General features: G+C 66.2%; 29 protein-coding genes. 17 read left to right on the forward strand and 12 right to left on the reverse strand.

Going from position 1 to position 26,446, the window contains the following annotated elements; all coding sequences use genetic code 11:
• Nucleotides 1-41: 41 nt before the first annotated feature.
• From AC1RP5_RS21685 to AC1RP5_RS21695, 3 genes are read right to left on the reverse strand one after another with little or no spacing between them, the layout of a single operon-like run.
• The gene (locus tag AC1RP5_RS21685; RefSeq protein WP_493114153.1) at nucleotides 42-890 is read right to left on the reverse strand and encodes an SMP-30/gluconolactonase/LRE family protein; all 849 of its coding nucleotides are present in this window, start codon (nucleotides 888-890) and stop codon (nucleotides 42-44) included.
• Between the two features lie 21 nt (nucleotides 891-911).
• Nucleotides 912-1,718, reverse strand: a complete 807-nt coding sequence (locus tag AC1RP5_RS21690; RefSeq protein WP_493114155.1) for an alpha/beta fold hydrolase — start codon at nucleotides 1,716-1,718, stop codon at nucleotides 912-914.
• A gap of 9 nt (nucleotides 1,719-1,727) precedes the next feature.
• On the reverse strand, nucleotides 1,728-2,702 hold the full coding sequence (locus AC1RP5_RS21695; RefSeq protein WP_493114157.1) for a Bug family tripartite tricarboxylate transporter substrate binding protein: 975 nt from the start codon (nucleotides 2,700-2,702) through the stop codon (nucleotides 1,728-1,730).
• 245 nt (nucleotides 2,703-2,947) lie between these two features.
• Here AC1RP5_RS21695 and AC1RP5_RS21700 point away from each other — a divergent pair, with 245 nt between their 5' ends.
• Together AC1RP5_RS21700 and AC1RP5_RS21705 are read left to right on the forward strand one after the other, a co-directional pair.
• Entirely contained in the window at nucleotides 2,948-4,297 is a 1,350-nt protein-coding gene (locus AC1RP5_RS21700) for an MATE family efflux transporter (RefSeq protein ID WP_493114159.1), read from the forward strand.
• Between the two features lie 29 nt (nucleotides 4,298-4,326).
• Nucleotides 4,327-4,545 carry a hypothetical protein gene (locus AC1RP5_RS21705; RefSeq protein ID WP_493114161.1) on the forward strand — a complete coding sequence of 73 codons (219 nt, stop codon included), beginning with the start codon at nucleotides 4,327-4,329 and terminating at the stop codon, nucleotides 4,543-4,545.
• Here AC1RP5_RS21705 and AC1RP5_RS21710 read toward each other — a convergent pair whose 3' ends face one another.
• Nucleotides 4,546-6,156 carry a flavin-containing monooxygenase gene (locus AC1RP5_RS21710; protein WP_493114163.1) on the reverse strand — a complete coding sequence of 537 codons (1,611 nt, stop codon included), beginning with the start codon at nucleotides 6,154-6,156 and terminating at the stop codon, nucleotides 4,546-4,548.
• Nucleotides 6,157-6,288: 132 nt separating this feature from the next.
• Here AC1RP5_RS21710 and AC1RP5_RS21715 point away from each other — a divergent pair, with 132 nt between their 5' ends.
• On the forward strand, nucleotides 6,289-6,471 hold the full coding sequence (locus AC1RP5_RS21715; RefSeq protein ID WP_493114165.1) for a hypothetical protein: 183 nt from the start codon (nucleotides 6,289-6,291) through the stop codon (nucleotides 6,469-6,471).
• Between the two features lie 25 nt (nucleotides 6,472-6,496).
• On the opposite strand, the gene AC1RP5_RS21720 is transcribed toward AC1RP5_RS21715, so the two are convergent.
• On the reverse strand, nucleotides 6,497-7,090 hold the full coding sequence (locus AC1RP5_RS21720) for an NAD(P)H-dependent oxidoreductase (protein ID WP_493114167.1): 594 nt from the start codon (nucleotides 7,088-7,090) through the stop codon (nucleotides 6,497-6,499).
• 51 nt (nucleotides 7,091-7,141) lie between these two features.
• On the opposite strand from AC1RP5_RS21720, the gene AC1RP5_RS21725 reads away from it, so the two are divergent.
• Nucleotides 7,142-7,504 carry a response regulator gene (locus AC1RP5_RS21725; protein ID WP_493114169.1) on the forward strand — a complete coding sequence of 121 codons (363 nt, stop codon included), beginning with the start codon at nucleotides 7,142-7,144 and terminating at the stop codon, nucleotides 7,502-7,504.
• 1 nt (nucleotide 7,505) lies between these two features.
• Here AC1RP5_RS21725 and AC1RP5_RS21730 read toward each other — a convergent pair whose 3' ends face one another.
• The gene (locus AC1RP5_RS21730; protein WP_493114171.1) at nucleotides 7,506-7,904 is read right to left on the reverse strand and encodes a putative hemolysin; all 399 of its coding nucleotides are present in this window, start codon (nucleotides 7,902-7,904) and stop codon (nucleotides 7,506-7,508) included.
• Nucleotides 7,905-7,978: 74 nt separating this feature from the next.
• Here AC1RP5_RS21730 and AC1RP5_RS21735 point away from each other — a divergent pair, with 74 nt between their 5' ends.
• Nucleotides 7,979-9,427, forward strand: coding sequence for a DHA2 family efflux MFS transporter permease subunit (locus AC1RP5_RS21735; RefSeq protein WP_493114173.1), 1,449 nt, complete (start codon nucleotides 7,979-7,981; stop codon nucleotides 9,425-9,427).
• On the opposite strand, the gene AC1RP5_RS21740 is transcribed toward AC1RP5_RS21735, so the two are convergent.
• Nucleotides 9,424-9,921, reverse strand: a complete 498-nt coding sequence (locus AC1RP5_RS21740) for a TspO/MBR family protein (RefSeq protein WP_493114175.1) — start codon at nucleotides 9,919-9,921, stop codon at nucleotides 9,424-9,426. The two genes, AC1RP5_RS21735 and AC1RP5_RS21740, sit on opposite strands and share 4 nt — an antisense overlap.
• A complete protein-coding gene (locus tag AC1RP5_RS21745; protein WP_493114177.1) occupies nucleotides 9,918-10,589 on the reverse strand; it encodes a DUF1345 domain-containing protein in 672 nt (223 codons plus the stop codon). The genes AC1RP5_RS21740 and AC1RP5_RS21745 overlap by 4 nt, the downstream gene beginning before the upstream one ends.
• A 64-nt stretch (nucleotides 10,590-10,653) precedes the next feature.
• On the opposite strand from AC1RP5_RS21745, the gene AC1RP5_RS21750 reads away from it, so the two are divergent.
• From AC1RP5_RS21750 to AC1RP5_RS21800, 11 genes are all read left to right on the forward strand, one after another.
• Entirely contained in the window at nucleotides 10,654-11,283 is a 630-nt protein-coding gene (locus tag AC1RP5_RS21750; RefSeq protein WP_493114179.1) for a trimeric intracellular cation channel family protein, read from the forward strand.
• A gap of 112 nt (nucleotides 11,284-11,395) precedes the next feature.
• Nucleotides 11,396-12,175, forward strand: a complete 780-nt coding sequence (locus AC1RP5_RS21755) for an orotate phosphoribosyltransferase (RefSeq protein ID WP_493114181.1) — start codon at nucleotides 11,396-11,398, stop codon at nucleotides 12,173-12,175.
• 27 nt (nucleotides 12,176-12,202) lie between these two features.
• On the forward strand, nucleotides 12,203-13,861 hold the full coding sequence (locus AC1RP5_RS21760; RefSeq protein ID WP_493114183.1) for a peptide ABC transporter substrate-binding protein: 1,659 nt from the start codon (nucleotides 12,203-12,205) through the stop codon (nucleotides 13,859-13,861).
• 28 nt (nucleotides 13,862-13,889) lie between these two features.
• Nucleotides 13,890-14,870 carry an ABC transporter permease gene (locus AC1RP5_RS21765; RefSeq protein WP_493114185.1) on the forward strand — a complete coding sequence of 327 codons (981 nt, stop codon included), beginning with the start codon at nucleotides 13,890-13,892 and terminating at the stop codon, nucleotides 14,868-14,870.
• Entirely contained in the window at nucleotides 14,867-15,769 is a 903-nt protein-coding gene (locus AC1RP5_RS21770) for an ABC transporter permease (protein WP_493114187.1), read from the forward strand. Before AC1RP5_RS21765 ends, AC1RP5_RS21770 begins: the two co-directional genes overlap by 4 nt.
• Nucleotides 15,770-15,800: 31 nt before the next feature.
• Entirely contained in the window at nucleotides 15,801-16,463 is a 663-nt protein-coding gene (locus AC1RP5_RS21775) for an amino acid ABC transporter permease (RefSeq protein WP_493114189.1), read from the forward strand.
• Nucleotides 16,460-17,110, forward strand: coding sequence for an amino acid ABC transporter permease (locus AC1RP5_RS21780; protein ID WP_493114191.1), 651 nt, complete (start codon nucleotides 16,460-16,462; stop codon nucleotides 17,108-17,110). The genes AC1RP5_RS21775 and AC1RP5_RS21780 overlap by 4 nt, the downstream gene beginning before the upstream one ends.
• A complete protein-coding gene (locus AC1RP5_RS21785; RefSeq protein ID WP_493114193.1) occupies nucleotides 17,097-17,828 on the forward strand; it encodes an amino acid ABC transporter ATP-binding protein in 732 nt (243 codons plus the stop codon). Before AC1RP5_RS21780 ends, AC1RP5_RS21785 begins: the two co-directional genes overlap by 14 nt.
• A gap of 27 nt (nucleotides 17,829-17,855) precedes the next feature.
• The gene (locus AC1RP5_RS21790) at nucleotides 17,856-18,644 is read left to right on the forward strand and encodes a transporter substrate-binding domain-containing protein (protein ID WP_493114195.1); all 789 of its coding nucleotides are present in this window, start codon (nucleotides 17,856-17,858) and stop codon (nucleotides 18,642-18,644) included.
• Nucleotides 18,645-18,648: 4 nt separating this feature from the next.
• On the forward strand, nucleotides 18,649-19,425 hold the full coding sequence (locus AC1RP5_RS21795; RefSeq protein WP_493114197.1) for a creatininase family protein: 777 nt from the start codon (nucleotides 18,649-18,651) through the stop codon (nucleotides 19,423-19,425).
• Nucleotides 19,422-20,342 carry a succinylglutamate desuccinylase/aspartoacylase family protein gene (locus AC1RP5_RS21800; RefSeq protein ID WP_493114199.1) on the forward strand — a complete coding sequence of 307 codons (921 nt, stop codon included), beginning with the start codon at nucleotides 19,422-19,424 and terminating at the stop codon, nucleotides 20,340-20,342. Before AC1RP5_RS21795 ends, AC1RP5_RS21800 begins: the two co-directional genes overlap by 4 nt.
• 242 nt (nucleotides 20,343-20,584) lie before the next feature.
• Here AC1RP5_RS21800 and AC1RP5_RS21805 read toward each other — a convergent pair whose 3' ends face one another.
• Both AC1RP5_RS21805 and AC1RP5_RS21810 read right to left on the reverse strand, forming a co-directional pair.
• On the reverse strand, nucleotides 20,585-21,448 hold the full coding sequence (locus AC1RP5_RS21805) for a DUF6671 family protein (protein WP_493114201.1): 864 nt from the start codon (nucleotides 21,446-21,448) through the stop codon (nucleotides 20,585-20,587).
• Nucleotides 21,449-21,475: 27 nt separating this feature from the next.
• Entirely contained in the window at nucleotides 21,476-22,669 is a 1,194-nt protein-coding gene (locus AC1RP5_RS21810) for a M20 aminoacylase family protein (RefSeq protein ID WP_493114203.1), read from the reverse strand.
• 434 nt (nucleotides 22,670-23,103) lie between these two features.
• Here AC1RP5_RS21810 and AC1RP5_RS21815 point away from each other — a divergent pair, with 434 nt between their 5' ends.
• Nucleotides 23,104-24,339, forward strand: a complete 1,236-nt coding sequence (locus AC1RP5_RS21815) for an RtcB family protein (RefSeq protein WP_493114205.1) — start codon at nucleotides 23,104-23,106, stop codon at nucleotides 24,337-24,339.
• A 45-nt stretch (nucleotides 24,340-24,384) separates the two neighbouring features.
• On the opposite strand, the gene AC1RP5_RS21820 is transcribed toward AC1RP5_RS21815, so the two are convergent.
• Nucleotides 24,385-25,422, reverse strand: a complete 1,038-nt coding sequence (locus AC1RP5_RS21820; protein WP_493114207.1) for an ABC transporter ATP-binding protein — start codon at nucleotides 25,420-25,422, stop codon at nucleotides 24,385-24,387.
• A complete protein-coding gene (locus tag AC1RP5_RS21825; RefSeq protein WP_493114209.1) occupies nucleotides 25,415-26,437 on the reverse strand; it encodes an ABC transporter ATP-binding protein in 1,023 nt (340 codons plus the stop codon). The genes AC1RP5_RS21820 and AC1RP5_RS21825 overlap by 8 nt, the downstream gene beginning before the upstream one ends.
• Nucleotides 26,438-26,446 lie beyond the last annotated feature (9 nt).

A 26,446-nucleotide genomic window follows, 5' to 3' on the forward strand; every position in this document is an offset into this window, starting at 1 on the left:
CCTCGTTCCTTTCAGCATTGCTGCAGTCAAAATTCTGAGACTTATAGGCGCACGCGCGCCGGCGGTGGCGCAAGGCCCGGCACGTCGACCTGCATGTGGAAGATGCTGCCACAATTCTCGCTGGGGCCGCCGCGCGAGCCGGTGACGACGTAGAGATCGCGCAGATCGTCGCCCCCGAAACAGACGCTGGTCACCATCGGCAACGGCACCGCGATGTCCTTGCGATGCGTGCCATCGGCATTGAACACCGCGACCCTGCCGCCATGGGCGTCGGCCACCCAGACCGAGCCGTCGCTCGCCACCTTCAGCCCATCGGGCACACGCCCCTCGCCCATCGAGGCGAACTGGCGCCACGGACCGACGCCGCCGTCCGGCGTGGCGTCGTACACGCGCACGATCCCGGCCCGCGCATCGCTGTGATAGAGGCGCTTGCCGTCAGGCGAGAAGCCCAGCCCGTTGGTCAGCAAGATCCCGTCCGACAGGGTGCGCATCGAGCCATCGAGATCGATGACGTGCAGGAAGCCGGGCTTCGGGGTCTCGCCACCGAACACCTTGTAGGCGAGCGAGCCGGCATAGACGCGGCCCGCCTGATCGGTCGTGAGATCGTTGAAGCCGGTGGCGCCGGGAATCGCGTCCAGCGCCAGCAAGGTCTTCGGCGCACCTCCCTCGAACGAGACATGTGCGATGTCGCGGCCGCCCACGACGAGACCGCCCTTCTCATGCAGCGCCATGCCGCCGATGCCGCGCCGCTTCGGCACCACCTGCGAGACCTTGCCCGCACGATCGAACAGGAAGACGCCGCCGTTCAGCACGTCGCTGAAATAAAGACCATGGGCGGGATCCCAGACGGGACCTTCGATCAGGCCGTAACCGGTGGCGACTTGCTGCATGGCCGTCCTCCTTGTGGGCGCTCAGACGCGCCGGTCGATGAAATCCAGCATCGATTGGGCACAGACTTCCGGATGGGTCGCCGCCACATGATACGAATCGCCCGGCACCACCATGAACTCGGAACTCGGGATCATCTGCTGCCAACCGCGCACGGCCTCGACCGATCCGAGGCCGCTGCCGTCGGTCGTCACCACCAGGGTGGGACACTTGATCGACGGCAGGTCGGCCCGCACGTCGATCGCGGGCACCGAGCGGATGAAGCCGAGCTGGGTCGACAACGAGGTCTTGCCCATCAGCTTTACCCACCCTTCCATCATCGCCGGCTCGCACTTGCTGCCGAGCCGGCCGGGCATGGTCCAGCGCGCCCAGCTCTCGACGCCCTTCTGCTCGATATGTTCGAGCCAGGAGGCGGCGCGCGGACCGACCGAGACCTCTCCCGAGACGATGCCACCCAGCACGGCGAGCGAGCGCACGCGGCCGGGATGGCGCGCCGCCAGGCGCAGGGCGAGCGGACAGGCCACCTTGGCCGCGCCGATATGGAACGATGCGAGGCCCAGCGAATCGGCCAGCGCGATGAAATCGTTGATGAGACGGTCGACCGACCATTTGTAGTCGAGCGCCATCGGCGAGGACTGGCCGAAGCCGCGCATGTCGGGCCGCACCACGCGGAAGCGGCGGCCGAGGATCGGCATCAAGCCGTTCCATGCCTCCCCGCTCTCGGCGTTTCCGTGCAGCAGCAGCATGGCCTCGGGCTGCGACCATGAATCGGCGAAACACTCGTCGCGATAGTGCATGTCGAGATCGGGGGTAATCTTTGCGCGCGGCATCGGTCGCTCCTACTCGGGCTGGATGCCGGCGGCGCGAATCAGATCGCCCCATTTATTGACGTCGTCGCGGATCAGCCGGTCGAAGGCCGCCACCTCCATCGGCGCGGGCTCGGCGCCCTGCTGCTCGAGCTTCGCGCGCACCTCCGGCTCGGCCAGGATGGCGCGCAGTTCGCCGTTCAACTTCTGCACGATCGGAGACGGCGTGGCCGACGGCACGAGGATGCCGTTCCAGCCCAGCACCTCGTAACCCGGCACGCCTGCCTCGGCGATCGTGGGCACGTCGGGCAGCAACGGCGATCGCGTGAGCGTGCTGACACCCAGCGCGCGCAGCCGGCCATCCTTCACCAGCGGCACGGCGGTGATCGGCGTGTCGAAAAACACCATGACCTCGCCACTCATCAGCGCCTGCTGCGCCGCCGGTGCGCTGCGATAGGGAACCTGCGTCATCTCGATGCCGGCCTTGGAGCGGAACAGCTCGGCGCCGAGATGCGCGAGGCTGCCGGCGCCCACCGAGGCGAAGGTCACGCGCTCCTTCTTCGCGAGCTCGATCAGCTCCTTCACGTTCTTCACCGGCAGCGACGGCGGCACCAGCAGCACCAGCGACACGGTGGTCAGCGTGGTGACGCCGGTGAGGTCGCGCAGCGTGTCGTAGGGAAGCTGCTTCTTCAGCGTCGGGTTCACCGGATGGCTGGGATAGACCATCAGCAGCGTGTAGCCGTCCGGTGCGGCACGAACCGCGACCTCGGTCCCGATGATGCCGCTCGCACCCGCGCGATTGTCGATCATGACAGGCTGGCCGACGCGCTCGGACAGGCGGGCGCCGACGATGCGGGCCACGATGTCGGTGATGCCTCCGGGGCCCGACGGCACGATGATGCGGATCGGTTTCGAGGGATAGGCCTGCGCCTGCGCACGCGATACAATGGCGCTCGAGGCGACGGCAGACAGGAGACCCGCGCCCGCGGCGCGTCTCGACAGCATCATCCGACGTTTCCTTCCCACTTCTTTATGCAACGAGGCTAGGAAGCGGATCGAAGAACGGTCAAGCCGGCCCTTCTGCACCGTGGTGCGGCCTTGCCATCCAGCGAGTTGACCGTCACATTGCCGTTCGCTTCGAGGAACACGCACTTGGATCAGCGCTAACCCCAACGATCGATCGTTCTCCCGTCCCGCGACGGGAGTTGGCACGGCAAAGCCGTGCCCGCGCGCTGCTTCCGGAGTCCTCCCTCTTGTCCCATCCCCTGCTCACCGCGCCCATAGGGCCGGCCCTCCTGCGTCTCGCCGGCCCGACAACCGCGGTCATGGCCCTGCAGATCCTCGTGGCGATGGCCGATGTCTGGATCATCGCGCGACTGGGCACCGATTCGCTGGCGGCGATCGCGCTGGCCTTCCCGGTCATGGCGCTGATGATGAACAACGCCAATGGCGGCATGGGCGGCGCCGTGGCCTCGGCACTCGCCCGCGCCCTGGGCGCTGGCCGCCGCGAGGATGCACGCGCACTCGTCGTCCATGCGCTGGTCCTCGCCGCGATCTGCGGTCTTCTCTTCACCGTGCTTGCCTGGACCGCGGCGGCCGCGCTCTACCGCCTGCTGGGCGGCAGCGGGAATGCGCTGGAGCAGGCGCTCGCCTTCAGCAATGTCTGGTACAGCGGCGCGATCATCATATGGCTCAGCGCCTTCCTGTCGGCCCTGCTGCGCGGCGCCGGCGATGCCGCCACACCGGCGCGCATCCTGACCGTCACCTCCGTGGTCTACGTGCCGCTGGCCTTCGTGCTGGCGCTTGGTCTCGGCGATTGGCCGGGGCTCGGTATCGTCGGCCCGGCCATCGCCTCGATCCTCGTCACGACCGGTTCGATGATGCTGCTGGCGCGGGCCTTGTGGGACGGCCGGCTGGGGTTCGTGCCAAACCTGTCCGGCATCCGCCTCGAGGGGCGACTGTTCGGGGAGATCCTTCGGGTCGGGCTCGTCGGTTCCTTCGCGACGATCATCTCCAATGTCACGGCGCTCGCGATGACCGGGCTGGTTGGGCGCTTCGGAGCGGCCGCCCTCGCCGGCTACGGCATCGGCGTGCGCCTGGAGTTCATGCTGGCGCCGCTCGCCTTCGGGATCGGCACAGGTCTCACCACACTGGTCGGCGTGGCCTCGGGTGCGGGTGACTGGAAGCGCGCCGTCAGGGTGGCGTGGATCGGCGGCGTGATCTCGTTCGGCCTGTTCGGTCTCGTCGGCTGGACGGCGGCGTTGCTGCCGGAAAGCTGGTCGCGGCTCTTCACCGAGGACTTTCAGGTCATCACCGCCAGTGCCGCCTATCTGGTCCGTGTCGCGCCCTTCTTCTGCCTGTTCGGATTGGGCCTGACGCTTTACTTCGCGAGCCAGGGCTCGGGCCGCATGTCCGTGCCGTTCTGGGCGGGTGTCGCGCGCATGGTCGTGACGGTCTCCAGCGGCTGGCTCGCCGTCGAGGGACTGGGCTGGGGCCTCGATGGCGTGTTCACCGCGATCGCCCTCGGCCCGATCGTCTATGGCGGCACGATCGCGGGTGCGCTGGCCTTGTGGCCCTGGAGGGCTAGGCGCGGACCGGCTTAAATGCCAACTTCGCGCGAGGGGAGTTCGCGATGGACAAGGAAGATGTCGATCAGGCCAAGCGGGCACTTGCTCCCTGGTGGCCCGGCCAGAGGATGCACCGTCATCTGGTGATGGGCCTCATCGGGCTCGGCCTGATCCCGTTCCTGCGGCCGGACATGCACCTGGAGTTCCTGCTCCTGGCGTGGTTGGCGCTGCCCTTCACCTCTCCCCGCGTGCGAGCGACGGTCGCCGGCTGGTTCGGCCGGTAGCTACCTGAGATCCATCTCGCGATAGTCCTGCGCTGCGACCTCGTCGCAGCGAGCGCGATAGGCCGGGGCGCTGCCGCTGTAGCGCGAGATGCGCCGCGTCTGCTTGCCCTCGACGTTGGTGTTGATGCCGGTGAACCACGAATTCACGTCGTTGGACAGCAATCCGACCGACGCTTCCTGCACCGTCTGCATCCACCCCTTCACACCTTCGGGTCTTGCATCGATGCGGGTCAGGCCCTTGTCGCGCATGAAGCGCAGCAGGTCGGTCACCCATTCGACATTGTATTCGATGCTGCGCGGGATGTTGCCCAGTGCCGTGTGCGGCCCCAGCAGCATCAGCATGTTGGGGAAGCCCTCGACCGACATGCCGACGAAGGTCTCTGCGCCTTCCGCCCATTCGTCCTTCAACTTGCGGCCATCGACGCCGCGGAAGTCGATGCGGTCGAACGCGCCGGTCAGGGCGTCGAAGCCGGTGGCGTAGATGATCATGTCGAAGTCGTAGTCGCGCGCGCTGGTCTTGATGCCGGTCGGCGTTATGCGCTCGATCGGCGTCTCCTTAATGTCGACCAGCTCGACGTTGGGCTGATTGTAGACCTCGAAGTATCGCGTCTCGAGCGGTACGCGACGAGTGCCGAAGCCATGGTTCTTCGGGATGAGCTTCTCGGCGACGACGGGATCCTTCACCCGGCTCCTGATCTTGCGCGCGACGAAGTCGGAGATCAGCGCGTTGGCGTCCTTGTTGGTCAGGATGTCGTTGAAGTTGCCGACCCAGATGCCGAAGCCGCGCTCGCCGTAGAGCTTCTCGAAGAAGGCCTCGCGCTCCTCCGGCGTCACGTCGAAGGTGCCGCGCGGATCGGCGGTGTGCAGGAAGCAGGCGAAGGTCTCCTGGCAGCGCCGGAAGATCTCGGGATAGTCGGCGCGGATCGCCGCCATCTCGTCGGCCTCGATCTTCCCGTTGTGCAGCGGCGCGCACCAGTTGGGCGTGCGCTGAAACACGGTGAGCTGCTTCGCGGTCTTCGCGACTTCCTGGATGGTCTGCACGCCGGTGGCGCCGGTGCCGATCACGGCGATGCGCTTGCCCTCGAAGCTCACCGGCTCGTGCGGCCAGCGCGCGGTGTGACAGCTCTGGCCCTTGAAGCTGTCGACGCCCTCGATGCGCGGCATGGTGAAGGCCGACAGCGGCCCGATCGCGGTGATCAGGAAGCGCGCGGTGTGGCGGCTGCCGTCCTCCAGCGTCACCTGCCAGCTCCGGCCCGCCTCGTTCCAGTGCGCCGCCGTGACCTTGCTGTGAAACTGGATGTCGCGGCGCAGGTCGAACTTGTCGGCGACCTTGTTGAGATAGCGCAAGGTCTCGGGCTGGGGCGAGAAATGCTCGGTCCAGTCCCACTCCTCCAGCAGTTCCTTGGAAAAGGAATAGCCATAAGAATAGCTCTCCGAATCGAAGCGCGCGCCGGGATAGCGGTTCCAGTACCAGGTGCCGCCCACGCCGCTGCCCGATTCGAACACCCGCACCTTCAGCCCCAATTCGCGCAGGCGATGAAGCTGGAACAGGCCGGACATGCCGGCACCGATGATGATCGCGTCGAAATCTGGGCTTTTGTCGGAGGTCATGACGGCAGCCTAGCGGTGAGTGTGGCCGATCTGCAACGCATCACCACCGCACAGCGATGGCCCGGCCGCGACCGCAACCGGCCGTCCCCCGGCCCCGTTGGCGGCCATCAATTGCAGATACAGGAGAGGTCCATGATCAAGTCCATCGTTCTCGTTGTCCTCGTTGGTGCCAGCGTCGCCGCTTGTTCCGTTCGCACCGAGCGCGTCGTAGAGGCCCCGGCCACCACCACCCAGCGCACCACGACCGTCTCGTCCGACCCGTACACGCCGGCTGCGACCACGACGACCACGACCTACACGACGCCCACCCGCTAAAGCGGCTCTCGCAGAGGCGCGGCCGTCACCGGATGGTGGCGAGCCGCGCCTTTACTTTTTCGAGATAGGCTTCGCGCGACTTCGGCGTGGAATGATCCATGTCGTAGTGCGCCAGCCAGAAGCTCGATACGCCCTTGGCGCACATCGGCTTCAGCCCGCGCATCATGACCTTGCGGCCCGGATCGCCGGCGAACAGCCGCACCACCCACCAGGGCGAGCCGAAGGTCGTCACGACGCCGAACAACCGGATGTTCCGCAGGTTCGGCTCGAGGTGATTGTCCTTCGCGTCATAGACGAAGGCGGTGCGCGGCCCCCAGACGCGATCGACATATCCCTTGAGCACCGCCGGCATCGAGAACCACCAGTGTGGAAAGCAGAAGACGATCCCGTCGACGCTCTTCAGGGTCTCGACATAGGAAGCGACACCCGAATCATCGTAGCCGTTGCCCATGTAGGTCCGACGTTCGGTCTCGGTCATCGCCGGCTGGAAGCCCTCCCGATACAGGTCGGTCGCGACAACGTCGTGACCGTTCTTCTGCAACGTCTCCAGGGCCGTCAGGAACAGCGCATGATTGAAGCTGTCTTCGAGGGGATGGCAGTGCACGACCTGGATGCGCATGGTGAGGCCTCAACGGTCGCCGCGGCGGCGGCGTTGCGCTAGAATTGCGGCATGAGCCTCAACCCGATCCGGCGTCGCATCCTCGTTGTCGAAGACGAAGCCCTGGTCTCGATGCAGCTCGAGGACATGCTGTGCGAGCTGGGCCACGAGGTGGCGGCCTCCTGTGCGCGGCTCGACGAGGCAGTCGCCACCGCGCGCACAGTCGCCTGCGACGTGGCTGTCCTCGACATCAACCTCGCCGGCCAGAAGAGCTTCCCGGTGGCCGAGGCCCTGAAGGATCGCGGCGTGCCCTTCCTCTTCGCGACGGGCTATGGCGTCTCGGTGCTGCCGCCCGGCCTCGCCGGCACGCAGGTGCTGCACAAGCCCTACAGTCTCGACGACCTGAAATCTGCGCTGCTGCACGTGCTGGCCTGACTTATCGGACCGAGCAGGCGCCCGCATAGTAGGCGTCGGCGTCGCAGGACTTGCCGTTCGGAAAGGCACAGTTCCCCCGCTCCGGCGTTGCGCCGGGCGCCGACACCACGGAATAGCGTCCGCCGGTGATGGCGCAGTAGCGGCCCGCCGCGGTGACGTAGCCCGTTACCCGCAGCCCGTTCTTGGGGCATTCGCCGCGAAGCAGCGCCCACTCCTCGCATTGGTAATTGTCCGTGAAGACACAGACCCCGAACTGGCCGCCATCGGGCCGCCGCTCGATGTTCAGGGTGCCACCCTGCTGCGCACAGTTGACCGAGGCCGGGTTCGCAAGCTGCGGCGACTGCGCCCAAGCGCCCATTGCCCACAAGATGACAATGATTGAAACGAACATACGGTACATAGGAGGCCTCCTGCCGAACCTTACTCCAAGCGGCCCACCGTCGCTGCGGGCCCAGACCGGAAAATGATTTCGAGATGACAGCGCCCGCAACCGCCCTGCCCGACGACAACATCAAGCGCCTCCTGCCCTGGCTGGTCGCCGTGGCGTTCTTCATGCAGTCGCTCGACACGACCATCCTGAACACCGCCGTACCCGCCATTGCCCAGGCGATGGACGTGACGCCGCTCAACGTGAAGTCAGTGCTGGCGAGCTACACGCTGAGCCTCGCGGTCTTCATTCCGGTGAGCGGCTGGATGGCCGACCGGTTCGGCACGCGCCGGGTCTTCGCGGCAGCCATCGGCCTGTTCTGCGTCGGCTCGCTGCTCTGCGGCCTGTCGACGAACATCGAGATGCTGGTCGCCTGCCGTGTCGTGCAGGGCGCGGGCGGCGCCATGATGATGCCGGTGGGCCGCATGACGCTGGCGCGTACCTTCGGCAAGGCGGACCTGGTACGGGCCATGAGCTTCGTGTCGATCCCCGCCCTGATCGGCCCAATGGTCGGCCCGGTCGCGGGCGGCGCGATCGTCCACTGGCTGCACTGGAGCGTCGTCTTCTTCGTCAACATCCCAGTCGGGATCGTCGGCCTTTACTTCATCCGCCGCTACCTGCCCGACTATCGCGAAGAGACGACCCATCCTCTCGACGTGCTGGGCCTGATCCTGTTCGGCGGCGGCATCGCGCTCCTCTCCTATGTGCTGGAAGTGTTCGGCGACAACTCGCTGTCCGGCGGCGAGATCGTGGGCCTTCTCGCCATCGCGGCCCTGCTGCTCGCGGGCTATGGCATCCGGGCCTCGCTGACGGCCTTCCCGCTGCTCAATCTCGCCCTGTTCAAGATCCGAACGTTCCGCGCGGCGGTGAACGGCGGCTTCTTCACCCGCCTCGGCCTCGGCGGCATCCCCTTCCTGTTCCCGCTGCTCTACCAGATCGGCCTCGGCTTCTCGCCGATCCAGTCGGGCCTGCTGGTCCTGCCGCAGGCGATCGCCTCGATCGGCCTGAAGACCTTCATGCCCGCGATCCTGGCGCGCCTCGGCTACCGCAACGTATTGGTCTTCAACACCATCGTGGTCGGGCTGCTGATCATGTCGTTCGCCACCGTGGGCGCCGACACGCCGATCTGGCGCATCGTGCTCCAGGCCTTCGTGCTCGGCTTCTTCACGTCGATGCAATACACCAGCATGAACACGCTGGTTTATGCCGACGTCTCGGGCTCGCAGACCAGCGGCGCCAGCACCATCGCCGCGACCGGACAGCAACTCGCCATCAGCTTCGGCGTGGCGGGCGCATCGCTGATCGCCGCCATCTTCGTTCCGGCCGGCCTGCATACCCACGCCGCCACGATGATCTACGGCGTGCAGCAGGCCTTCATGGTGCTGGGGGTCATGACGATCGTGTCGTCGGTGGTCTTCATGGAGCTGAAGAGCGAAGACGGCGACGACATCAGTCTCCACGACGGACCGGCGCCGCCCGCGAAGCCGCGCAGCTAGTTCAGCCGCCAGATGGCGATGTTCAGCGCGGTCGCGAAGGCGATCCAGGCGAGGTAGGGCACGAACAGCAACGCGGCCAGCCCGTCGATACGCCGGAACACCAGGGCGGTCGCCAGCACCAGCAGGTCGAGCGCCAGGATGACGGCGACGGCCAGCCCGGGATCGCGCAGGCCGAAGAAGGCCATGCTCCATCCGAGATTGACCGCAAGCTGCAGCACGAACAGGGCCAGCGGCCCGCGCATCGTTTCCCGGTCGGTCGATCGCCACACGCGCCAGGCGGCAATGGCCATCAGAACATAGAGCGTCGTCCAGACCGGGCCGAACACCGCGTTGGGGGGATTGAACGACGGCTTGGTGAGCGTCGGATACCAGGTCGTGAGGCTGGTCGCGGTGATTGCCGCCCCGAGCGCGCCGATGCCGAGGCAAAGCCCGACGAACAGGACAAGCGCCACGATGTCCTTGCCGGTGCCGAGATCGGGGCGCTTCCCGCTCATGACAGAAGGCTCGCCCCGACATTGATGGTGAGCGCCAGGATCGCCGTGTTGAAGGTGAAGGAAACGATGCCGTGCACGAGAGTGATGCGGCGCATCGCCGGCGAGACGGTACCGACATCACCGGTCTGAGCCGCGCAGCCGATCACGAACGAATAGTAGAGAAAATCGCGATAGTCCGGCGGCCGGTCGCCGGGGAATTCCAGGCCACCGGGACCGTCATCGTCGGGGCGGTAGTAGATGTTGGCGTAATGCAGGGTGAACACTAGATGCGTGAACGTCCAGGACAGCGCCACGGTTGCGCCGGAGATTGACAGCGCGTGGAAGAGCGACGCGTGCGGCTGCTTCAGCATCGCGAGCTCGGAGAAGATCGTGGCGAAGCTCGCACTTGCACTGACGATGACCACGAGAAGGATGACCCAATCGCCTTCGTCATAGTAGGCGGCACGCGCGTAACAGGTATCGACTGTCGACTTGGCGATCATGCGCAGCGTCATCGCGATGTAGGCCGCCGCCATCAGGTCCCAGCCCAGCAGCCCCCTCGTCTCGATCCGCATGTCCTGCGGCAGCAACAGGAAGAGTGCCAGGCCGGCGGCGAACGCGATCAGCAGCCGGGTACGGGCATGCACGAAACGGCGGAAGCCGCGGGGCGGGACGGTCGTTTCGGTCATGCTGGCTCCATCCCCTCACTCTGCCATCTCGGCGGCGGGCGGCAATCTCTGTAATGTCTCCCCCATGCTTTTCGACACGATGGACTTGGCTGCAACCTTCGTCTTCGCCATCAGCGGCGCGACGCAAGGCGTGCGCAAGCGGTTCGATCTGTTCGGGGTGCTGGTCCTCGCCTGGGTCGCCGCGGTCGCCGGCGGCATGGCGCGCGACGTGATGATCGGCGCCGTCCCGCCGGCCGCCCTCGCCAACTGGCGCTACCTCGCCGTGACGGTCGGTGCGGGCCTCGTGGGGTTCTTCGCCTCGGACCTGATTGCCCGGCTGCGCACCCCGGTCCTGCTGTTCGATGCCGCCGGCCTTTGCCTGTTCGCCGTAACCGGCACCCAGAAGGCGCTCGCCTACGGGCTCAGCCCCCTGATGGCCGCGATGCTGGGCATGGTGACGTGTATCGGCGGCGGCGTGGCCCGCGACCTCCTCACCCGCGAGATTCCGACGGTCCTGCGCTCCGAACTCTACGCCGTGGCTGCCCTGGCCGGCGCCGGGACTGTCGCGGTGGGCTTCTGGCTCGATCTCCCCCGCCATCCCGTGGCGCTGGCGGGGGCCGGGATTTGTCTATTCCTGAGGCTGATGTCGATCCATCGCGGGTGGCGTTTGCCTGTCGCGGTCACAAAAAATAAGTCTCTTTCCGAAACTGACTAAATTTTGCGCCTCCGTACTGCCGGATTCGTCGCCGCGCCCTTGCCGGTATTCGGGATGGACGCTAAACACACGCCCGTCATTTTGTCGCAAGCGGCGTGGGGGAAAAAGCAGCATGGCGACGAAGAAGAAAGCCAAGACGACTGGTACTGCCAACACAGACCAGGCCGCTAACAAGTTGAACGGCAAGGCAAACTCGGACCGCGTCAGCGGTACGGCCGAAGCGCGTGAGACTGCCCGTCTCCTGCTGGAGATCGAGGCGATCCACTGCCGGCCCGAGAACCCGTACATCTTCACGTCGGGACGGGCGAGCCCGGTCTATATCGACTGCCGCAAGATCATCTCGTTCCCGGAAGCGCGCGCCAAGATCATGGCTCACGCCCACAAGATGATCGAAAAGACCATCGGCTGGAGCAAGATCGACGTGGTGGCCGGCGGCGAGACTGCGGGCATCCCGTTCGCCGCCTTCCTCGCCGCGCTGGCCAAGAAGCCGATGATCTACGTGCGCAAGCAGCCCAAGGGCTTTGGCCGCATGGCTCAGATCGAGGGCGAGCTGAAGCCCGGCAAACGCGTCCTGCTGGTCGAGGATCTCGCGACCGACGGCGGCAGCAAGCTGGTCTTCATCGAGGCGCTGAAGAAGGCCGAGGCTAAGGTCACGGACTGCTTCGTGGTCTTCCACTACGGCATCTTCCCGCAGAGCATCGAGATGCTGGCCGCGGCCGGCGTGAAGCTGCATGCGCTTGCCACCTGGTGGGACGCGCTGGAAGCGGCCGAGAAGCACAAGTATTTCGACGAGAAGGGTCTGGTCGAGACGCGCGCCTTCCTCGAAGCGCCGGAGAAGTGGTCGGCCAGCCACGGCGGCCGTCCGCCCGCGCCTCGACCGCTGGGCCGCTAGCCAGCTCTTTGCTACGGTGCGGCGGACATGATCCGCCGCATTTTTTCTTTCATCCTGGCGCTCGGCGCCCTCGCCTCTCCTGCCGCCGTCAAGGCACAGGCCAAGGACGAACTCGTCGTCGCCATGACGCAGATGCCGGGCACCTGGAACCCGGTCATCAGCTCCATGCTGGCCAAGTCGCTGATCGCCAACATGACGGCGCGGCCGGTCACGGCCTACGACGCTGACTGGAAGCTCGTCTGCCTCGTCTGCACCGAACTGCCGACCATCGAGAACGGCAAGGCGCGGGTGATCGACCTGCCCGACGGAAAGAAGGGTATGGAGATCGACGTCGAGCTGCGCGACATGCGCTGGGGCGATGGCACGCCGGTCACCGCCAGGGACGTGGCCTTCACTCTGGAGGTCGGCAAGCATCCACTCTCGGGCGTAGCGTCTTCAGAGGGTTACAAGAGAATCCTGAAATTGGACGTTAAGGACGACCGTCGCTTCACCATGACGATTGACCGGGTCACCTTCGACTACAACAGCATAGGCCTGCTGCTCCTGCCGGCCCATATCGAGAAGCCGATCTTCGACGCCAATCCGGCCGAGTATCGCAACAAGACTGCCTACGACACGCAGTCGACCAATCCCGGCCTCGGCTTCGGCCCCTATCGTCTCACCGAGATCGTGCCGGGCAGCAAGGTCGTGCTGGAACAGAACCCGACCTGGACCGGCCAGAAACCCTACTTCAAGCGCATCACCGTCCGGATCATCGAAAACACGGCGGCGCTGGAGGCCAATCTCCTGTCCGGCAGCGTCGACTATGTGCTGGGCGAACTGGGCCTGTCGCTCGACCAGGCCATCGCCTTCGAGAAGCGCCACAAGGACAAGTACAACGTCGTCTACAAGCCGGCGCTGATCTGGGAGCACATCGACGTCAACCTCGACAACAAGCTTTTGGCTGACAAGCGCGTGCGGCAGGCGATGCTGCTGGCGATCGACCGCAAGGCGATCTCGGAGAAGCTGTTCGAGGGCAAGCAGCCGATCGCCCATGGCCAGATCAGCGACCTCGACCCGATGTTCAGCCCGGCGGCGCGACAGTACGGTTACGACGCCGCGGCTGCTCGCAAGCTGCTCGATGAGGCCGGCTTTTCGACCATCCGCAACAACGTCCGCCAGAACGCCGCCGGCGAGAAGCTGTCCGTCGAACTGGGCACGACGGCGGGCAACAGGGTCCGCGAACTGGTGGCGCAGGTGATCCAGAGCCAGCTCCGCCAGGTCGGCATCGAAGTCCGCCTCAAGGCCGAAACGCCGCGCATCTTCTTCGATGCGATGGGCAAACGGACCTATAGCGGCCTTGGCATGTACGCCTGGGTGCAGCGGCCGGAGGGCGTGCCGCGCTCGTCGGTCCATTCACAGGAGATCCCGACGGCGGCCAACGGCTGGAGCGGCCAGAACTACCCAGGCTACGCCAATCCCGACATGGACAAGGCACTGGATGCCGCCGAGCGCGAACTTGACGTTGCCAAGCGACGCGCCCTTTTCGCGGAGATCCAGAAGCTGGCGGCGGACGACCTGCCGTCCCTGCCGCTTTTCTTCCGGGTGGATCCCTTCGTAATTCCCAAGCCGCTCAAGGGCGTAACGCCAACCGGCACGCTCAACAGCTCGACCTTGTGGGTCGAGCAATGGCGTTGGGAAAACTAGATGCCGGCAAGATCAGCGGAATGACGGCATGAGCCGCTATTTCGTGGCGCGCGCCGTCCAGACGGCGGTCACCCTCCTCCTGATGAGCCTCATCGTCTATCTGCTGATCGGCCTGATGCCGGGCGATCCGATCGACATGATGATCTCGGGCGACCCGACGATGACCAGCGCCGATGCCGCCCGCCTGCGCGCCGCCTACGGTCTCGACAAGCCACTGTTCGAGCGATATCTCGCCTGGCTGCTGCAGGCCCTGCAGGGCAACTTCGGCTACTCGCGCTCCTTCGGCCAACCGGTGCTGACCGTGCTGTGGCCGCGCCTCCTGAACACGCTCGCGCTGGCAGGCCTCGCCTTCGTCATCTCGGTGGCGATCGCGCTACCGCTCGGCATGTGGGCCGCCGCCCATCCGCGCAGCCGGGCCGACTACCTGATCAACCTCCTGTGCTTCGGCGGCATATCCGCCCCGCCCTTCTGGCTGGCGCTGCTGCTGATCACCCTGTTCGCCGTCAAGCTCGGCTGGCTGCCGGCCGGCGGCATGGCCGATATCCGGCCCGGCACGTCGTGGGCCGCCGCGACGGTCGACCAGCTCCGCCATCTGGCGCTACCGGTGCTGACGCTGACCCTCGTGCAACTCGGCGGCTACACCCGCTTCATGCGCGGCGCGATGATCGAGGCGCTGCGGCAGGACTATGTGCGGACGGCCCGCGCCAAAGGTGCCTCGGAGCGCATCGTGCTGTGGCGACACGCCTTCGCCAATGCGCTGTCGCCCGTGCTGACGATCCTCGCCCTCTCGTTCGGCGGGCTGGTGTCGGGCGCGCTGATCACCGAAACGATGTTCGCCTGGCCCGGCATGGGCAAGGCGATCTACCAGGCCATTCTCGAGAACGACTACAATCTGGCGCTGGTCGGCCTGCTGGTGGCCACGGCGGCCACCATTGCCGGCAACCTGCTGGCCGACCTCGCCTATGCGTGGGTCGATCCGCGCGTTTCGCTGGCCGATGTAGCTCCATGACGACCATCGCCCTCCGACCGGCCGCATGGCGGCGCATTTTGCGCCACCGGCTCGCCTGGATTTCGCTGGCGTTCCTGTCGGTCATGCTGGTGCTGGCCCTCGCCGCGCCGCTGATCGCCGAGCTGCGCGGCGTCGATCCCACACAGACCGATCTATTCCGCCGTTTCGAGGGACCGTCGGCGGAACACTGGCTGGGTACCGACGATCTCGGCCGCGACCTCTTCCAGCGCCTGCTCGACGGCGGACGCGTCTCGCTGCTGGTCGGCATCGCGGGCGCCCTGCTCTCGGCGATCCTCGGCGCCATCGTCGGCGTCGTTGCGGGATATTTCGGCGGGCGCTTCGACGCCTTCCTGATGCGCCTCACCGACGGCGTGATCTCGCTACCGCTTCTGCCGCTCCTGATCGTGCTGGCGGCCGTCGATCCGCGGAAGCTCGGCATTCCGGCCGAGATCGCACAGTCGGAGATGTTCTCGCTCTACCGCATCGTGGTGATCGTGGCCCTGACCGGCTGGACCACGGTCGCGCGGCTTGTGCGGGCCGAGACCCTGTCGCTGAAGGCGCGCGACTTCACGCGGGCCGCCGTGGCGCTGGGCGCGCGGCCGGGCCGCATCATGTTCCGCCACATCCTGCCCAACACGGCCGGCACCCTGGTCGTCGCGACCACCATGTCGGTCGGCACGCTGATCCTGTTCGAATCGACCCTGTCGTTCCTTGGCCTCGGCATCCAGCCGCCGGCGGCGAGCTGGGGCAACATGCTGACCGGTGCACAGGAACTGCTGCAGGAAGCGCCGGTGCTGGCGCTGTGGCCCGGCCTGCTGATCTTCCTGACGGTGATCGCCTTCAACTTCCTAGGTGATGGGCTGCAGGACGCGCTCGATCCCCGTAGCGAGAGGCGCTAGTCTTTCCCGCGAGGGGAGCAGCCGCCACCGTATGACGTACAGTTTCCAGTTCCGCGACGTCTTCGCCGCGTGGGACTTCCTGCTCGACGGCCTGATCCTGACGCTGGAACTGTCGCTGATCGCGATGGCCGCCGGACTGGTGATCGGCCTCGCGGGCGCCGCCGGCCGGGTCTACGGCCGGCCGTGGCTTCGCCGCTCCATCGCCGTCTATGTCGAGACGATCCGCAACACGCCGCTGATCGTCCAGCTCTTCCTGATCTTCTTCGGCCTGCCCAGCGCCGGCCTCAAGTTCGACGCCAACACCGCCGCCATGATCGCGCTGTCGATCAATCTCGGCGCCTACTCAATCGAGATCATCCGCGCGGGCCTCGAGGCCATTCCGCGCTCGCAGATCGAAGCCGGCCAGTCGCTCGGCCTCTCGCCGATCCAGATCTTCCGCTACGTCATCATCTTTCCGGCGATGAAGCTGATGTTCCCCTCGCTCGCCAGCCAGTTCGTGCTGCTGATGCTGGCGACCAGCGTGGTGTCGCAGATCTCCGCCCAGGACCTGTTCCACATGGCCTCGATCATACAGTCGCGCACGTTCCGCGACTTCGAGGTCTATGTCCTGGTGGCGGGCGGCTATCTCGTGCTGGCATTGATCTTCCGCCTGCTGTTCGCGGCCTTCTACCAGCTCGTGTTCGCCCGGCGATGATCCGCGAACTCTCCTACATCGACGTCCTCTACATGATCGCGGCCACGCGCTGGACGCTGGCGCTGACGGCGATCGCCTTCCTGGGCGGCGGCCTGGTCGGGCTGCTGGTGGCGCTGCTGCGCGTCTCCTCCTTTGCGCCGCTGCGCTGGATCGGCGCCATCTACGTCCTCGTGGTGCAGGGCACACCGCTGCTGGCCTGGCTGTTCGTCTTCTTCTTCGGCTTCTCGATCTTCGGCTTCACGGTCTCGCCGTGGATTGCCGCGGCCGCCTCCTACTCGATCTATGCCGGCGCCTTCCTGGGCGAGATCTGGCGCGGCTGCCTGCAGGCGATCCCGCGCACCCAGTGGGAGGCCGGCGCGTCGCTTGGCCTGGGCTTCACCCAGCAGCTTCGCTACGTCATCGTTCCCCAAGCTCTGCGCCTTGCCATCCCGCCGACCGTCGGCTTCCTCGTCCAGCTCATCAAGAACACCTCGCTGGCCGCCGTCATCGGGTTCGTCGAGCTGACCCGCGAGGGCCAGCTCACCACCGCCACCACGTTCCGTCCCTTCACCGTCTATCTCATCGTCGCCGCCATCTACTTTGCGCTCTGCTTCCCGCTGACGCAGTGGAGTCGGTGGCTCGAGCGGAGGCTGCATGTCGCTCGTTGAACTCAAGGACGTCATCAAGCGCTACGGTCAGCACACCGTGCTGAACGGCGTGTCCCTCTCCGTCGAGAAGGGCGAGATCATCGCCATCATCGGCCGCTCAGGCTCGGGCAAGAGCACAATGCTGCGCTGCATCAACGGGCTCGAGCCGATCCAGGGCGGCACGGTCTCGTTCGACGGTGCGTTGGTGAACGATCCCGCCACCGACCTGCGCAAACTGCGCCAGCATGTCGGCATCGTGTTCCAGAGCTTCAATCTCTTCCCCCACCTCTCGGTCGAGAAGAACATCACCCTGGCGCCGAAGGTCGTGAAGGGCATGGCGCCGGCCGAGGCGCGCAAGCTCGCCGAAGCCGTGTTGCGCAAGGTGGGACTGGCTGAAAAGATCGACGCCTATCCGGACCAGCTTTCCGGCGGCCAGCAGCAGCGCGTGGCGATCGCCCGCTCGCTCGCGATGCAGCCGGTGCTCATGCTGTTCGACGAGATCACCTCGGCCCTCGACCCCGAACTGGTGGGCGAAGTGCTGAAGGTGCTGGAAGAGATGGCGCGGGATGGCATGACGATGATGCTGGTCACCCACGAGATCGGATTCGCCCGCAAGGTCGCCGATCGGGTCATCTTCATGCACCAGGGCAAGATCTGGGAACAGGGACCGGCTGCCGCGACCTTGGCCAAGCCCAGCACACCCGAACTCGAGACCTTTCTGAGCGCAGTGCTTCATTGAGCAGACAACAAGAGGGGGAATAGAGACATGAGCATCAAGCGTTTCCTGACCGGGCTCCTGGCCGTCGGCCTGATGGCCTTCGGCGCCACCGCCGCCAAGGCCGACCGTTTCGAGGACATCCTCAAGAAGGGCGTGGTGCGCATCGCCGTGCCGCTCGACGTGCCGCCGTTCGGCTCGCAGAACCAGCAGCGCGAGGCCGAGGGCTTCGACGTGGAGCTGGCCGGCATGGTCGCCAAGGCGCTCGGCGTGAAGCTCGAGCTGCAGCAGGTGACGGGGGCCAACCGTATCCCGTTCCTGCTGACCGACAAGGTCGACATCGTGATTTCGGTGATGGGGCTCACGCCCGAGCGCGCCAAGCAGATCATGTTCACGGCGCCCTATGCCGACACCAACCTGTCGGTCTTCGGGCCGAAGAGCGCCAACGTGAAGTCCGCCGCCGAGATCGGCAGCCTGAAGGTCGCCGCCGCCAAGGGCACCACGCAGGAGCTGGCGCTGTCGGCGATGGCGCCGAAGGCCAACATCATGCGTACCGAGGACGACGCGACCGCGGCCGCCGCCTACCTGTCGGGCCAGGCCGAGCTGTTCGCCACCAACAACCTGATCATTCCCGATCTCCAGAAGCGCAATCCCAACAAGGAATTCGAGATCAAGTTCGTGATCCGCCGCAGCCCCGCCCACATGGGCGTGCGCATGGGCGAGCAGAACCTGGTGCGCTGGCTCGACAGCTTCATCTTCTTCAACACGATGAACGGCGAGCTCGACCGCCTGCACCAGAAGTGGCTGGGCTCGCCGATGGCCCCGCTGCCGTCGCTCTAGTCCCATGACCGAGATCGACTGGTCGAGGCTCAAGGCCTCGGAGATCAAGGCGCTGGCGGCGCGCAACGCCATCGTCATCGTGCCGATCGGCGCCACCGAGCAGCATGGGCCGCACCTGCCCAGCATGGTCGATTGGCGCTGCGTCCATGAAGTGTCGCATCGCGCGGCGCATATCATGGCGAAGACCACGCCGGTGGTGGTTGCGCCCACCATCCCGTACGGCATGTCGGAACACCACATGTCGCTGAACGGCACGATCACGCTCGACTATGCCACCATGAACGCGGTGATCCGCTGCGTGGTGACGTCGGCGATCCGCCACGGCTTCAAGCGCATCTTCGTGCTGAACGGCCATGGCGGAAACACCACGGCGCTGCAGAACATGATCGGCGAGCTGACGGTCGAGTACAAACTGCCGCTCGCCACCGGCACCTACTGGGACATCGCCGCCAAGTCGATCGCCAGCCTGCTCGAGAAGCAGAAGGCGCTGCTGCATGCCTGCGAGGCCGAGACCTCGATGATCATGGCGATGGCGCCCGAGCTCGTGAATCCGGAGGAGCTGTCGCAGATGCACGGCCCCTATATCCCCGGACTGTCTGCCATCCCGACCGTCAACGAGGGCGTCTATCGCTGGCGGCAGCTTTCCAGCCGCTCGCCGATCGGCGTCATCGGCGATGCCGGAACCGCCAGCGCCGCGAAGGGCGAGAAGCTCCTTTCGGCAATCTCGGCCGACGTGGCCGAGGCGCTGGTCAATGAACGCCTGTGGAGTGAACCGATTTGAGTACCGAGACCAAGCATACCGATTTTACCGCGATGAGCCGGCTCTCGCCGGACATCGACCTCAATGCCGAGGGCAAGGCCACCGGCTTCGTGCGCGTACCGCATTCGGTCCATCGCTCGGCCTATGGCTGGATCCCGATCCCCATCGTCCGCATCAAGAACGGCGATGGGCCCAACGTGCTGATGCAGGCCGGCAATCACGGCGACGAATGGGAAGGCCAGATTGGCCTTGGCAACCTGATCCGCTCGATCGAGCCCAAGGACATCAAGGGCCGGCTGGTGATCCTGCCCTCGGCCAACTTCCCGGCCGCGATGGAGGGCAAGCGCACCTCGCCGATCGACGAGGGCAACCTCAACCGTTCGTTCCCCGGCGATGCCGAGGGCACGATCACCCAGCAGATCGCCTACTGGATCGAGCACGCGCTGCTGCCGGGCTTCGACTACGCCTTTGACTTCCATTCAGGTGGCAGCTCGCTCACCTATATTCCGAGCGCGCTGGCGGCCCGTCACCCGGACGCCGCTCGCATGGAAAAGGTCATGGGCATGCTCAAGGCGTTCGGCGCGCCGGTGAGCTACATCGCAGCCGCCCCCCAGGGCGGCGGCCGGACCTTCACCTCGGCCTCGTTCCGTCAGGGCGTCGTCGGCATGGGAACCGAACTCGGTGGCGGTGGTCTCGTGACGCCGACGTCGCTCAAGGTCGCCGAGGACGGCATGCGCCGCGTGCTGGCCCATGTCGGCCTGCTGCAGGGGCCCGGTGCCCGCGCCGACCAAGACGCGCTTCACCGAGATCGGCGGCGACGACTACTACGTCTATGCCTCCGATGGCGGCCTGTTCGAGCCTCTGGTCGAGTTGGGCGACGAGGTGAAGGCCGACCAACCGGCTGGCCGCATCCACTTCCACCACACGCCGTGGCGTGAGCCCGAGATCGTGCGCTTCAAGCGCGCCGGCCTCGTCCTCTGCAAACGCGTCCCTGCCCGCTGCGAACGCGGCGACTGCCTGTTCCATCTCGCGACGGATCTGGCGGTTTAGTCCCCGCCGTCGTCCCGAGCGGAGCGCAGCGAAGTCGAGGGACCTCTTTTCGCTTCAACGCATCGTGCGCCGGAAAAGAGGTCCCTCGACTACGCCGCCCTGCGGGCGGCTCCGCTCGGGACGACGGAAGTTATTCGATCTCGCGACAGCTCTTGCAGGAGAGCCTCGGCGCGGTCTTGCGCCCGTCCTTGCGTGGCCTCGTCTCGGCGTGGCCGCACACCGAGCAGCCATCTATCTCGAAGTCGATCCAATGAGTGGGATCGCCGCAGGCTTCGCACGGCAGGCCGCGGCGCGATTCCTGACGTCCGTAGCCCGGCGCCTGGCACTTCGGACAAAGACACTGCAGGCGCTTGGCGAGCTGCCAGCCGGCGGCGCGCAGCACCTTCATGCGGGTCGGATTGCGGTGCGCGCGCATGTCCGAATAGAGGACCGCCAGCCCTTCGGTAGAGCGCTCGGCCTCGCGGTCCATGGTGGCGATCACCTCTTCCTCGGTGGCCAACCCCTTCACCGGATGATCCATGTCGCTGCTGCAGGCGACGAAGACGCCGTAGCGCGGAAAGCCCATGGCGCGCAGCACGGTGAGGCGCGCGGGATCGCCGCTGCGGAAGCGCGACAGTCGCCAGCTCGAATGATGCGTCGGGAAAGTGTCGACCAGCCGCAGACCGCGCTTGCGGTCGACGAAGGCCAGGATCTCGACACCACAGGAGATCAGCGGCACGCGGTCGATTGGTCCGTAGCTGCCTTCGCTCGCGACCGCGCAATCGACGTCCATCGTCTGGAAGGCGAGCTCCGCCTTCAGCAGCGAGGTCTCGACCAGCACGTCCGGCCGCGGGACCTCGCCGGAGAAGGTGCCGAGCTTGTCGGTATCCAGTTCCGGTACGGCAACGACGTCGGCGTCGAGCACGCGCCGGAAGGCGGGCCCGAGCGCCCGCTCCTTTTCGTGCATCGTCGCCAGCCCGATGCGGGCACCGGCGTAGGGGTGCAGACCTGACACGACCGCGTCGCAGGTTGGAGCTCTGGCTTACTCCGCCGCCTGCGGCAGGGCCTCGCGCGCGAGCTGCTGTTCGACCAGGGTCGCCCAGTAGGAAGCGCCGATCGGCAGGATCTCGTCGTTGAAGTCGTAGCCCGGGTTATGGACCATGCAGCTTCCGACACCGTCGCCGTTGCCGACCCAGATGTAGCAGCCCGGCTTCTTGAGCAGCATCCAGGCGAAGTCCTCGGAGCCCATGGCCGGCGTCGGGTTGCGGTTGACGTTCTCGAGCCCGACCAGCGACGCGGCCGCTGCGGCGGCGAACTCGGTCTCCTGCACGCTGTTCACGGTCGCGGGATAGCGCTTCTCGTAGCGCCACTTCACGACCTCGGCGCCGAAGCCCGCCGCGACGTTGCGCGAGATCTTCTCGATGTTCTTCTCGATCAGATCCTGCACCGGCTTCTTGAAGGTGCGGACAGTGCCGCGCAGCACGCATTCCTGCGGGATCACGTTCCAGGCGTCGCCGGCATGGATCTGCGTCGTCGAGACGACGGCGGTGTCCATCGGGTCGACGTTGCGCGCCACGATCGACTGCAGCGCCGTCACGATGTGCGCGCCGACCACGACCGGATCGATCGTGTGCTGCGGCATCGCGCCGTGACCGCCGACGCCCTTCAGCACGACCTCGAAGATGTCGTAGGCGGCCATCATCGGGCCGGGACGGACGGCGAACTTGCCGACCGGGATGCCCGGGATGTTGTGCATGCCGTAGACGCCCTCGACCGGGAACTTCTCGAACAGCCCCTCTTCCACCATCACGCGCCCGCCGCCCTCGTTCTCCTCGGCCGGCTGGAAGATGAAGTAGACTGTGCCGTCGAAATTCTTGGTCTCGGCGAGATACTTGGCGGCGCCCAGCAGCATCACCGTGTGGCCGTCATGGCCGCAGGCGTGCATCTTGCCGGGGATCGTCGACTTGTGATCGAACTCGTTGGTCTCGTGGACATCGAGCGCATCCATGTCGGCGCGCAGGCCGATCGCGCGGCCGGACTTGCCGGAGCGCAGCACGCCCACGACGCCGGTCTTGGCGAGGCCGCGATGGACCTCGATACCAAAGCTCTCCAGCTTTGCCGCGACGACGTCGGCCGTCCGCACTTCCTCGAAAGCCGTTTCCGGGTGGCTGTGAATGTCATGGCGCCACGCCGTCATATCCTTGTGGAACGAGGCAATGCGGTTGATGACCGGCATCCTGAATCTCCATTGAAACTGTTGGGGCGGATCGTAAGCGAGCCCCGCCACAGATCAAGCGCGCTCGGCATGCGCCCGCGCACATCATGGCTCGTGCAGGAAACCAACGACGTCAGGATCGCTCCCCGGCTTGCTATCACCGGTGGCAACATTCGTCGGCCCCGCCTGCAACGCCTGCCGTCAATCGGTTTCGCTTTACAAACCGCACGAGGTCGATTATTCGGGCGGCCTTATGTTTACGAGAATTCCACCGTCGCAACTACTGCGAGCAGTCAGGGCCATTTAACCGGCCCGGCTGAGCTCAAGAGTCTTGAGCTGCGTTTTCCGTAAATCATCGCGCTGGGGCGTCAGGTCCCTCGCCCACTCCCGCTCTTCCATTCCACCAAAGCGCCCTCGGCAAGAGGGCGCGCCGTCTTTGCTCAAGGAGGTTTGTCGTGACCGCGACGTTCACAGTCGATTCCAGCCAGCGTGCGCCGATCAAGATGTGGACGGCCGGCGTACCTGTCGAAGGCGCGGCGCTCGCCCAATTGCACAATGTGGCGTCGTTGCCCTTCGTCCACGGCCACGTTGCGGTCATGCCGGACGTCCATTGGGGCATGGGCGCGACCGTGGGCAGCGTCATCCCGACCAAGGGCGCCATCGTGCCGGCCGCCGTGGGCGTCGATATCGGCTGCGGGATGATGGCCCAGCGCACCACGTTGACGGCATCCGACTTGCCGGAAAACCTGCTCGCCTTGCGTACCGAGATCGAGCGTCGCATCCCGCACGGCCGCACGAACAACGGCCGTCCGGGTGATCGCGGCGCGTGGGGCAATGTGCCGGAGGCCGTTTCGAGCGCCTTGCCGCCGGGAATGGCCGAGGGCTTGCAGAAGCTCTTCGCCAAGCATTCCGCCCTGGGCAAGCAGTGGTCGATGGAGCGCGCGCTCAGCCATGCCGGCACGCTCGGGACCGGCAACCACTTCGTCGAGGTCTGCCTCGATGAAGAAGGCCGCGTCTGGGTCATGCTGCATTCCGGTTCGCGCGGCATCGGCAACCGCATCGGCACGTACTTCATCGAACGCGCCAAGGAGGACATGCGTCGCTGGTTCATCAACTTGCCCGACGAGGACCTTGCTTATCTCCCGCAAGGTTCGGCGTTGTTCGGCGACTATGTCGAGGCGGTGAAGTGGGCCCAGCAATATGCCGTGTTCAATCGGCAGCTGATGATGGCGGCCGCTCTCGGCGCGCTTTCGACGGAAGTGGCCAAGCCGTTCTCGTGCGATTGCGAGGCCGTGAACTGCCACCACAACTACGTCTCGTGGGAGGCTCACTTTGGCGAGAACGTGATCGTGACCCGCAAGGGTGCGGTGCGTGCGCGCGAGGGCGAGTTGGGTATCATCCCGGGTAGCATGGGCGCACGCTCCTTCATCGTGCGCGGTAAGGGCAATGCGGAGTCGTTCTGCTCCTGCTCGCATGGCGCCGGCCGGGCCATGTCGCGCAGCGCGGCGAAGAAGACGTTCACACTGCAGGATCACCTCGCGGCCACGGCGGGTGTCGAGTGCCGAAAGGATGCCGGGGTGATCGACGAGACGCCCGCTGCCTACAAGGACATAGATGCCGTCATGGCCGCGCAGGCCGACCTCGTGAGCATCGAACACACCTTGAAGCAGGTGCTTTGCGTCAAGGGATAAGCAACGGCCAGGGCGCGAGCCGATCGCGCTCCGGCCGGTCTCGCCTCAGGTATTGAGCGCGTAGCTCCTGTCCTCGACCGGCAGCCGGCCTTCCTCGATCGCGTGGCATGCGACCGTGCCGCCCTCGATCGGCAACGCCTTGGGCCGCTCGCTCTTGCAGCGGTCGTTGGCGAAGGGACAGCGCGGATGAAACGAGCAGCCCGAGGGCGGATTGATCGGGCTCGGCACCTCGCCGCCGACCGGGCTACGCTGGCGGCCCGTCATGTCGAGGTCGGGAATCGTGTCGAGCAGCATCCGCGTGTAGGGGTGCTTGGGCCGCCGGAACAGCGTCTCGGTCGGGGCCACCTCGACCAGCCGGCCGAGGTACATCACGCCGACCCGCGTGGAGATGTGATAGACGACCGCCAGATTGTGGCTGATGAACAGGTAAGTCAGCTGCAGGCGCCGCTGCAGGTCCACCATCAGGTTCAAGATCTGCGCCTGCACCGAGACGTCGAGCGCCGAGGTCGGCTCGTCGCACACCAGGAATTCCGGCTCGCTGGCAAGCGCGCGCGCGATCGAGATGCGCTGGCGCTGGCCGCCCGAGAATTCGTGCGGATACTTGCGGCCGTCGGCCGGGTTCAGCTTCACCTGGCGCAACAGCGCCGCGACGCGGGCTTCGAGATCGGCCTTCCCCGTCGAGAGGCCGAACGCGCGGATCGGCTCGGCGATGATGTCGAACACGCGCCAGCGCGGATTGAGGCTGGCATACGGGTCCTGGAAGATCATCTGCATGCGCCGCCGGAGCGCGGCCATATCCGTGCGGCTGTGGCGACCCGCCATGTCGTTGCCGTCGAACGCGATGCGGCCGGCCGTCGGCGGATAGAGTCCGACCACCAGGCGGGCCACCGTCGACTTGCCGCAGCCCGACTCGCCCACCAGCGAGAAGGTCTCGCCCTTGGCGATCTCGATATCGATCCCGTCGACCGCCTGCACGACCTGGCGCGGCCGGCCCTCGAGCTTGCGCACCAGCCAAGGCGCGGACACGTCGAAGTGGCGCTTCAGCCCCTCGATGCGGACAAAATCGGCGCCGCCGTCAGGCATCGACCGTCTCCTTGAGAAGGGGCGCCCCGACGCCGCCGCGATCATGCAGCCAGCAGGCCGCCTGGCTGCTGCCGGCGGCCATCAGGTCGGGTCGCTCGACGAGGCAGCGCTGGCCCTTGAAGGTGCAGCGCGGATTGAAGGCGCAGCCGCGCGGGATCTCGGTCAGGCGCGGCATGGCGCCATCGATCTGCGTCAGCCGCTCGGTGCGCACGCCGAGGCTCGGGATCGAGCCCATGAGACCCTTGGTGTAGGGATGCTTGGCGTGCTTCACCACGTCCCTCACCGGGCCGATCTCGGCGACCCTGCCGGCATACATGACCGCGACCCGGTCAGCGGTCTCGGCGATCACACCCATGTCGTGGGTCACCAGCATCACCGCCGTGCCGTGCTCGCGGCACAGCCGCTTCAGCAATGCGATGATCTGCGCCTGGATGGAAACATCGAGCGCGGTCGTGGGTTCGTCGGCCACGATCAGGCGTGGACCGGCGCAGAGTGCGAGCGCGATCACGACCCGCTGGCGCATGCCGCCGGAGAACTGGTGCGGATAGTGGTCGATGCGCATCTCCGCGCCGGGGATGCCGACTTCCTTCAAGAGCTCGATCGCCCGTGCGCGCGCCTGGCTGGCCGACAGCGGCAGGTGGGTCTGGATCGTTTCGACGAGCTGGCGGCCCACCGAATAGAGCGGATTGAGGCTGGTCAGCGGATCCTGGAAGATCGCGCCGATGCGCGCGCCACGGATCCGGCGCATCTCCTCGTAGGGGAGATTGTCGATGCGGCGGCCTTCGAGCCGGATCTCGCCGCCGGCGATGCGGCCGGGCGGTTCGAGCAGGCCGATGATCGCGTTGCCGGTCAGCGACTTGCCGGCACCTGATTCGCCCACCACGCCCAGCACTTCGCCCGGCGCGATCTCGAAGGACACATTGTCGACCGCGAGCAAGGTGCCGCGGCGGGTCGGGAACTCGACCCGGAGATTGCGGACTTCGAGGAGCGGTGCGTTGTTCGATGCGGCGGCCATCTTGGGGTG

The organism is Reyranella sp. GW821-FHT12G01 (assembly GCF_058806575.1).

Coding starts and splice junctions, on each gene's coding strand:
- AC1RP5_RS21685 (WP_493114153.1), bottom strand. CDS start 890: ATGCAGCAAGTCGCCACCGGTTACGGCCTGATCGAAGGTCCCGTCTGG.
- AC1RP5_RS21690 (WP_493114155.1), bottom strand. CDS start 1,718: ATGCCGCGCGCAAAGATTACCCCCGATCTCGACATGCACTATCGCGAC.
- AC1RP5_RS21695 (WP_493114157.1), bottom strand. CDS start 2,702: ATGATGCTGTCGAGACGCGCCGCGGGCGCGGGTCTCCTGTCTGCCGTC.
- AC1RP5_RS21705 (WP_493114161.1), top strand. CDS start 4,327: ATGGACAAGGAAGATGTCGATCAGGCCAAGCGGGCACTTGCTCCCTGG.
- AC1RP5_RS21710 (WP_493114163.1), bottom strand. CDS start 6,156: ATGACCTCCGACAAAAGCCCAGATTTCGACGCGATCATCATCGGTGCC.
- AC1RP5_RS21715 (WP_493114165.1), top strand. CDS start 6,289: ATGATCAAGTCCATCGTTCTCGTTGTCCTCGTTGGTGCCAGCGTCGCC.
- AC1RP5_RS21720 (WP_493114167.1), bottom strand. CDS start 7,090: ATGCGCATCCAGGTCGTGCACTGCCATCCCCTCGAAGACAGCTTCAAT.
- AC1RP5_RS21725 (WP_493114169.1), top strand. CDS start 7,142: ATGAGCCTCAACCCGATCCGGCGTCGCATCCTCGTTGTCGAAGACGAA.
- AC1RP5_RS21730 (WP_493114171.1), bottom strand. CDS start 7,904: ATGTACCGTATGTTCGTTTCAATCATTGTCATCTTGTGGGCAATGGGC.
- AC1RP5_RS21735 (WP_493114173.1), top strand. CDS start 7,979: ATGACAGCGCCCGCAACCGCCCTGCCCGACGACAACATCAAGCGCCTC.
- AC1RP5_RS21740 (WP_493114175.1), bottom strand. CDS start 9,921: ATGAGCGGGAAGCGCCCCGATCTCGGCACCGGCAAGGACATCGTGGCG.
- AC1RP5_RS21745 (WP_493114177.1), bottom strand. CDS start 10,589: ATGACCGAAACGACCGTCCCGCCCCGCGGCTTCCGCCGTTTCGTGCAT.
- AC1RP5_RS21750 (WP_493114179.1), top strand. CDS start 10,654: ATGCTTTTCGACACGATGGACTTGGCTGCAACCTTCGTCTTCGCCATC.
- AC1RP5_RS21755 (WP_493114181.1), top strand. CDS start 11,396: ATGGCGACGAAGAAGAAAGCCAAGACGACTGGTACTGCCAACACAGAC.
- AC1RP5_RS21760 (WP_493114183.1), top strand. CDS start 12,203: ATGATCCGCCGCATTTTTTCTTTCATCCTGGCGCTCGGCGCCCTCGCC.
- AC1RP5_RS21765 (WP_493114185.1), top strand. CDS start 13,890: ATGAGCCGCTATTTCGTGGCGCGCGCCGTCCAGACGGCGGTCACCCTC.
- AC1RP5_RS21770 (WP_493114187.1), top strand. CDS start 14,867: ATGACGACCATCGCCCTCCGACCGGCCGCATGGCGGCGCATTTTGCGC.
- AC1RP5_RS21775 (WP_493114189.1), top strand. CDS start 15,801: ATGACGTACAGTTTCCAGTTCCGCGACGTCTTCGCCGCGTGGGACTTC.
- AC1RP5_RS21780 (WP_493114191.1), top strand. CDS start 16,460: ATGATCCGCGAACTCTCCTACATCGACGTCCTCTACATGATCGCGGCC.
- AC1RP5_RS21785 (WP_493114193.1), top strand. CDS start 17,097: ATGTCGCTCGTTGAACTCAAGGACGTCATCAAGCGCTACGGTCAGCAC.
- AC1RP5_RS21790 (WP_493114195.1), top strand. CDS start 17,856: ATGAGCATCAAGCGTTTCCTGACCGGGCTCCTGGCCGTCGGCCTGATG.
- AC1RP5_RS21795 (WP_493114197.1), top strand. CDS start 18,649: ATGACCGAGATCGACTGGTCGAGGCTCAAGGCCTCGGAGATCAAGGCG.
- AC1RP5_RS21810 (WP_493114203.1), bottom strand. CDS start 22,669: ATGCCGGTCATCAACCGCATTGCCTCGTTCCACAAGGATATGACGGCG.
- AC1RP5_RS21820 (WP_493114207.1), bottom strand. CDS start 25,422: ATGCCTGACGGCGGCGCCGATTTTGTCCGCATCGAGGGGCTGAAGCGC.
- AC1RP5_RS21825 (WP_493114209.1), bottom strand. CDS start 26,437: ATGGCCGCCGCATCGAACAACGCACCGCTCCTCGAAGTCCGCAATCTC.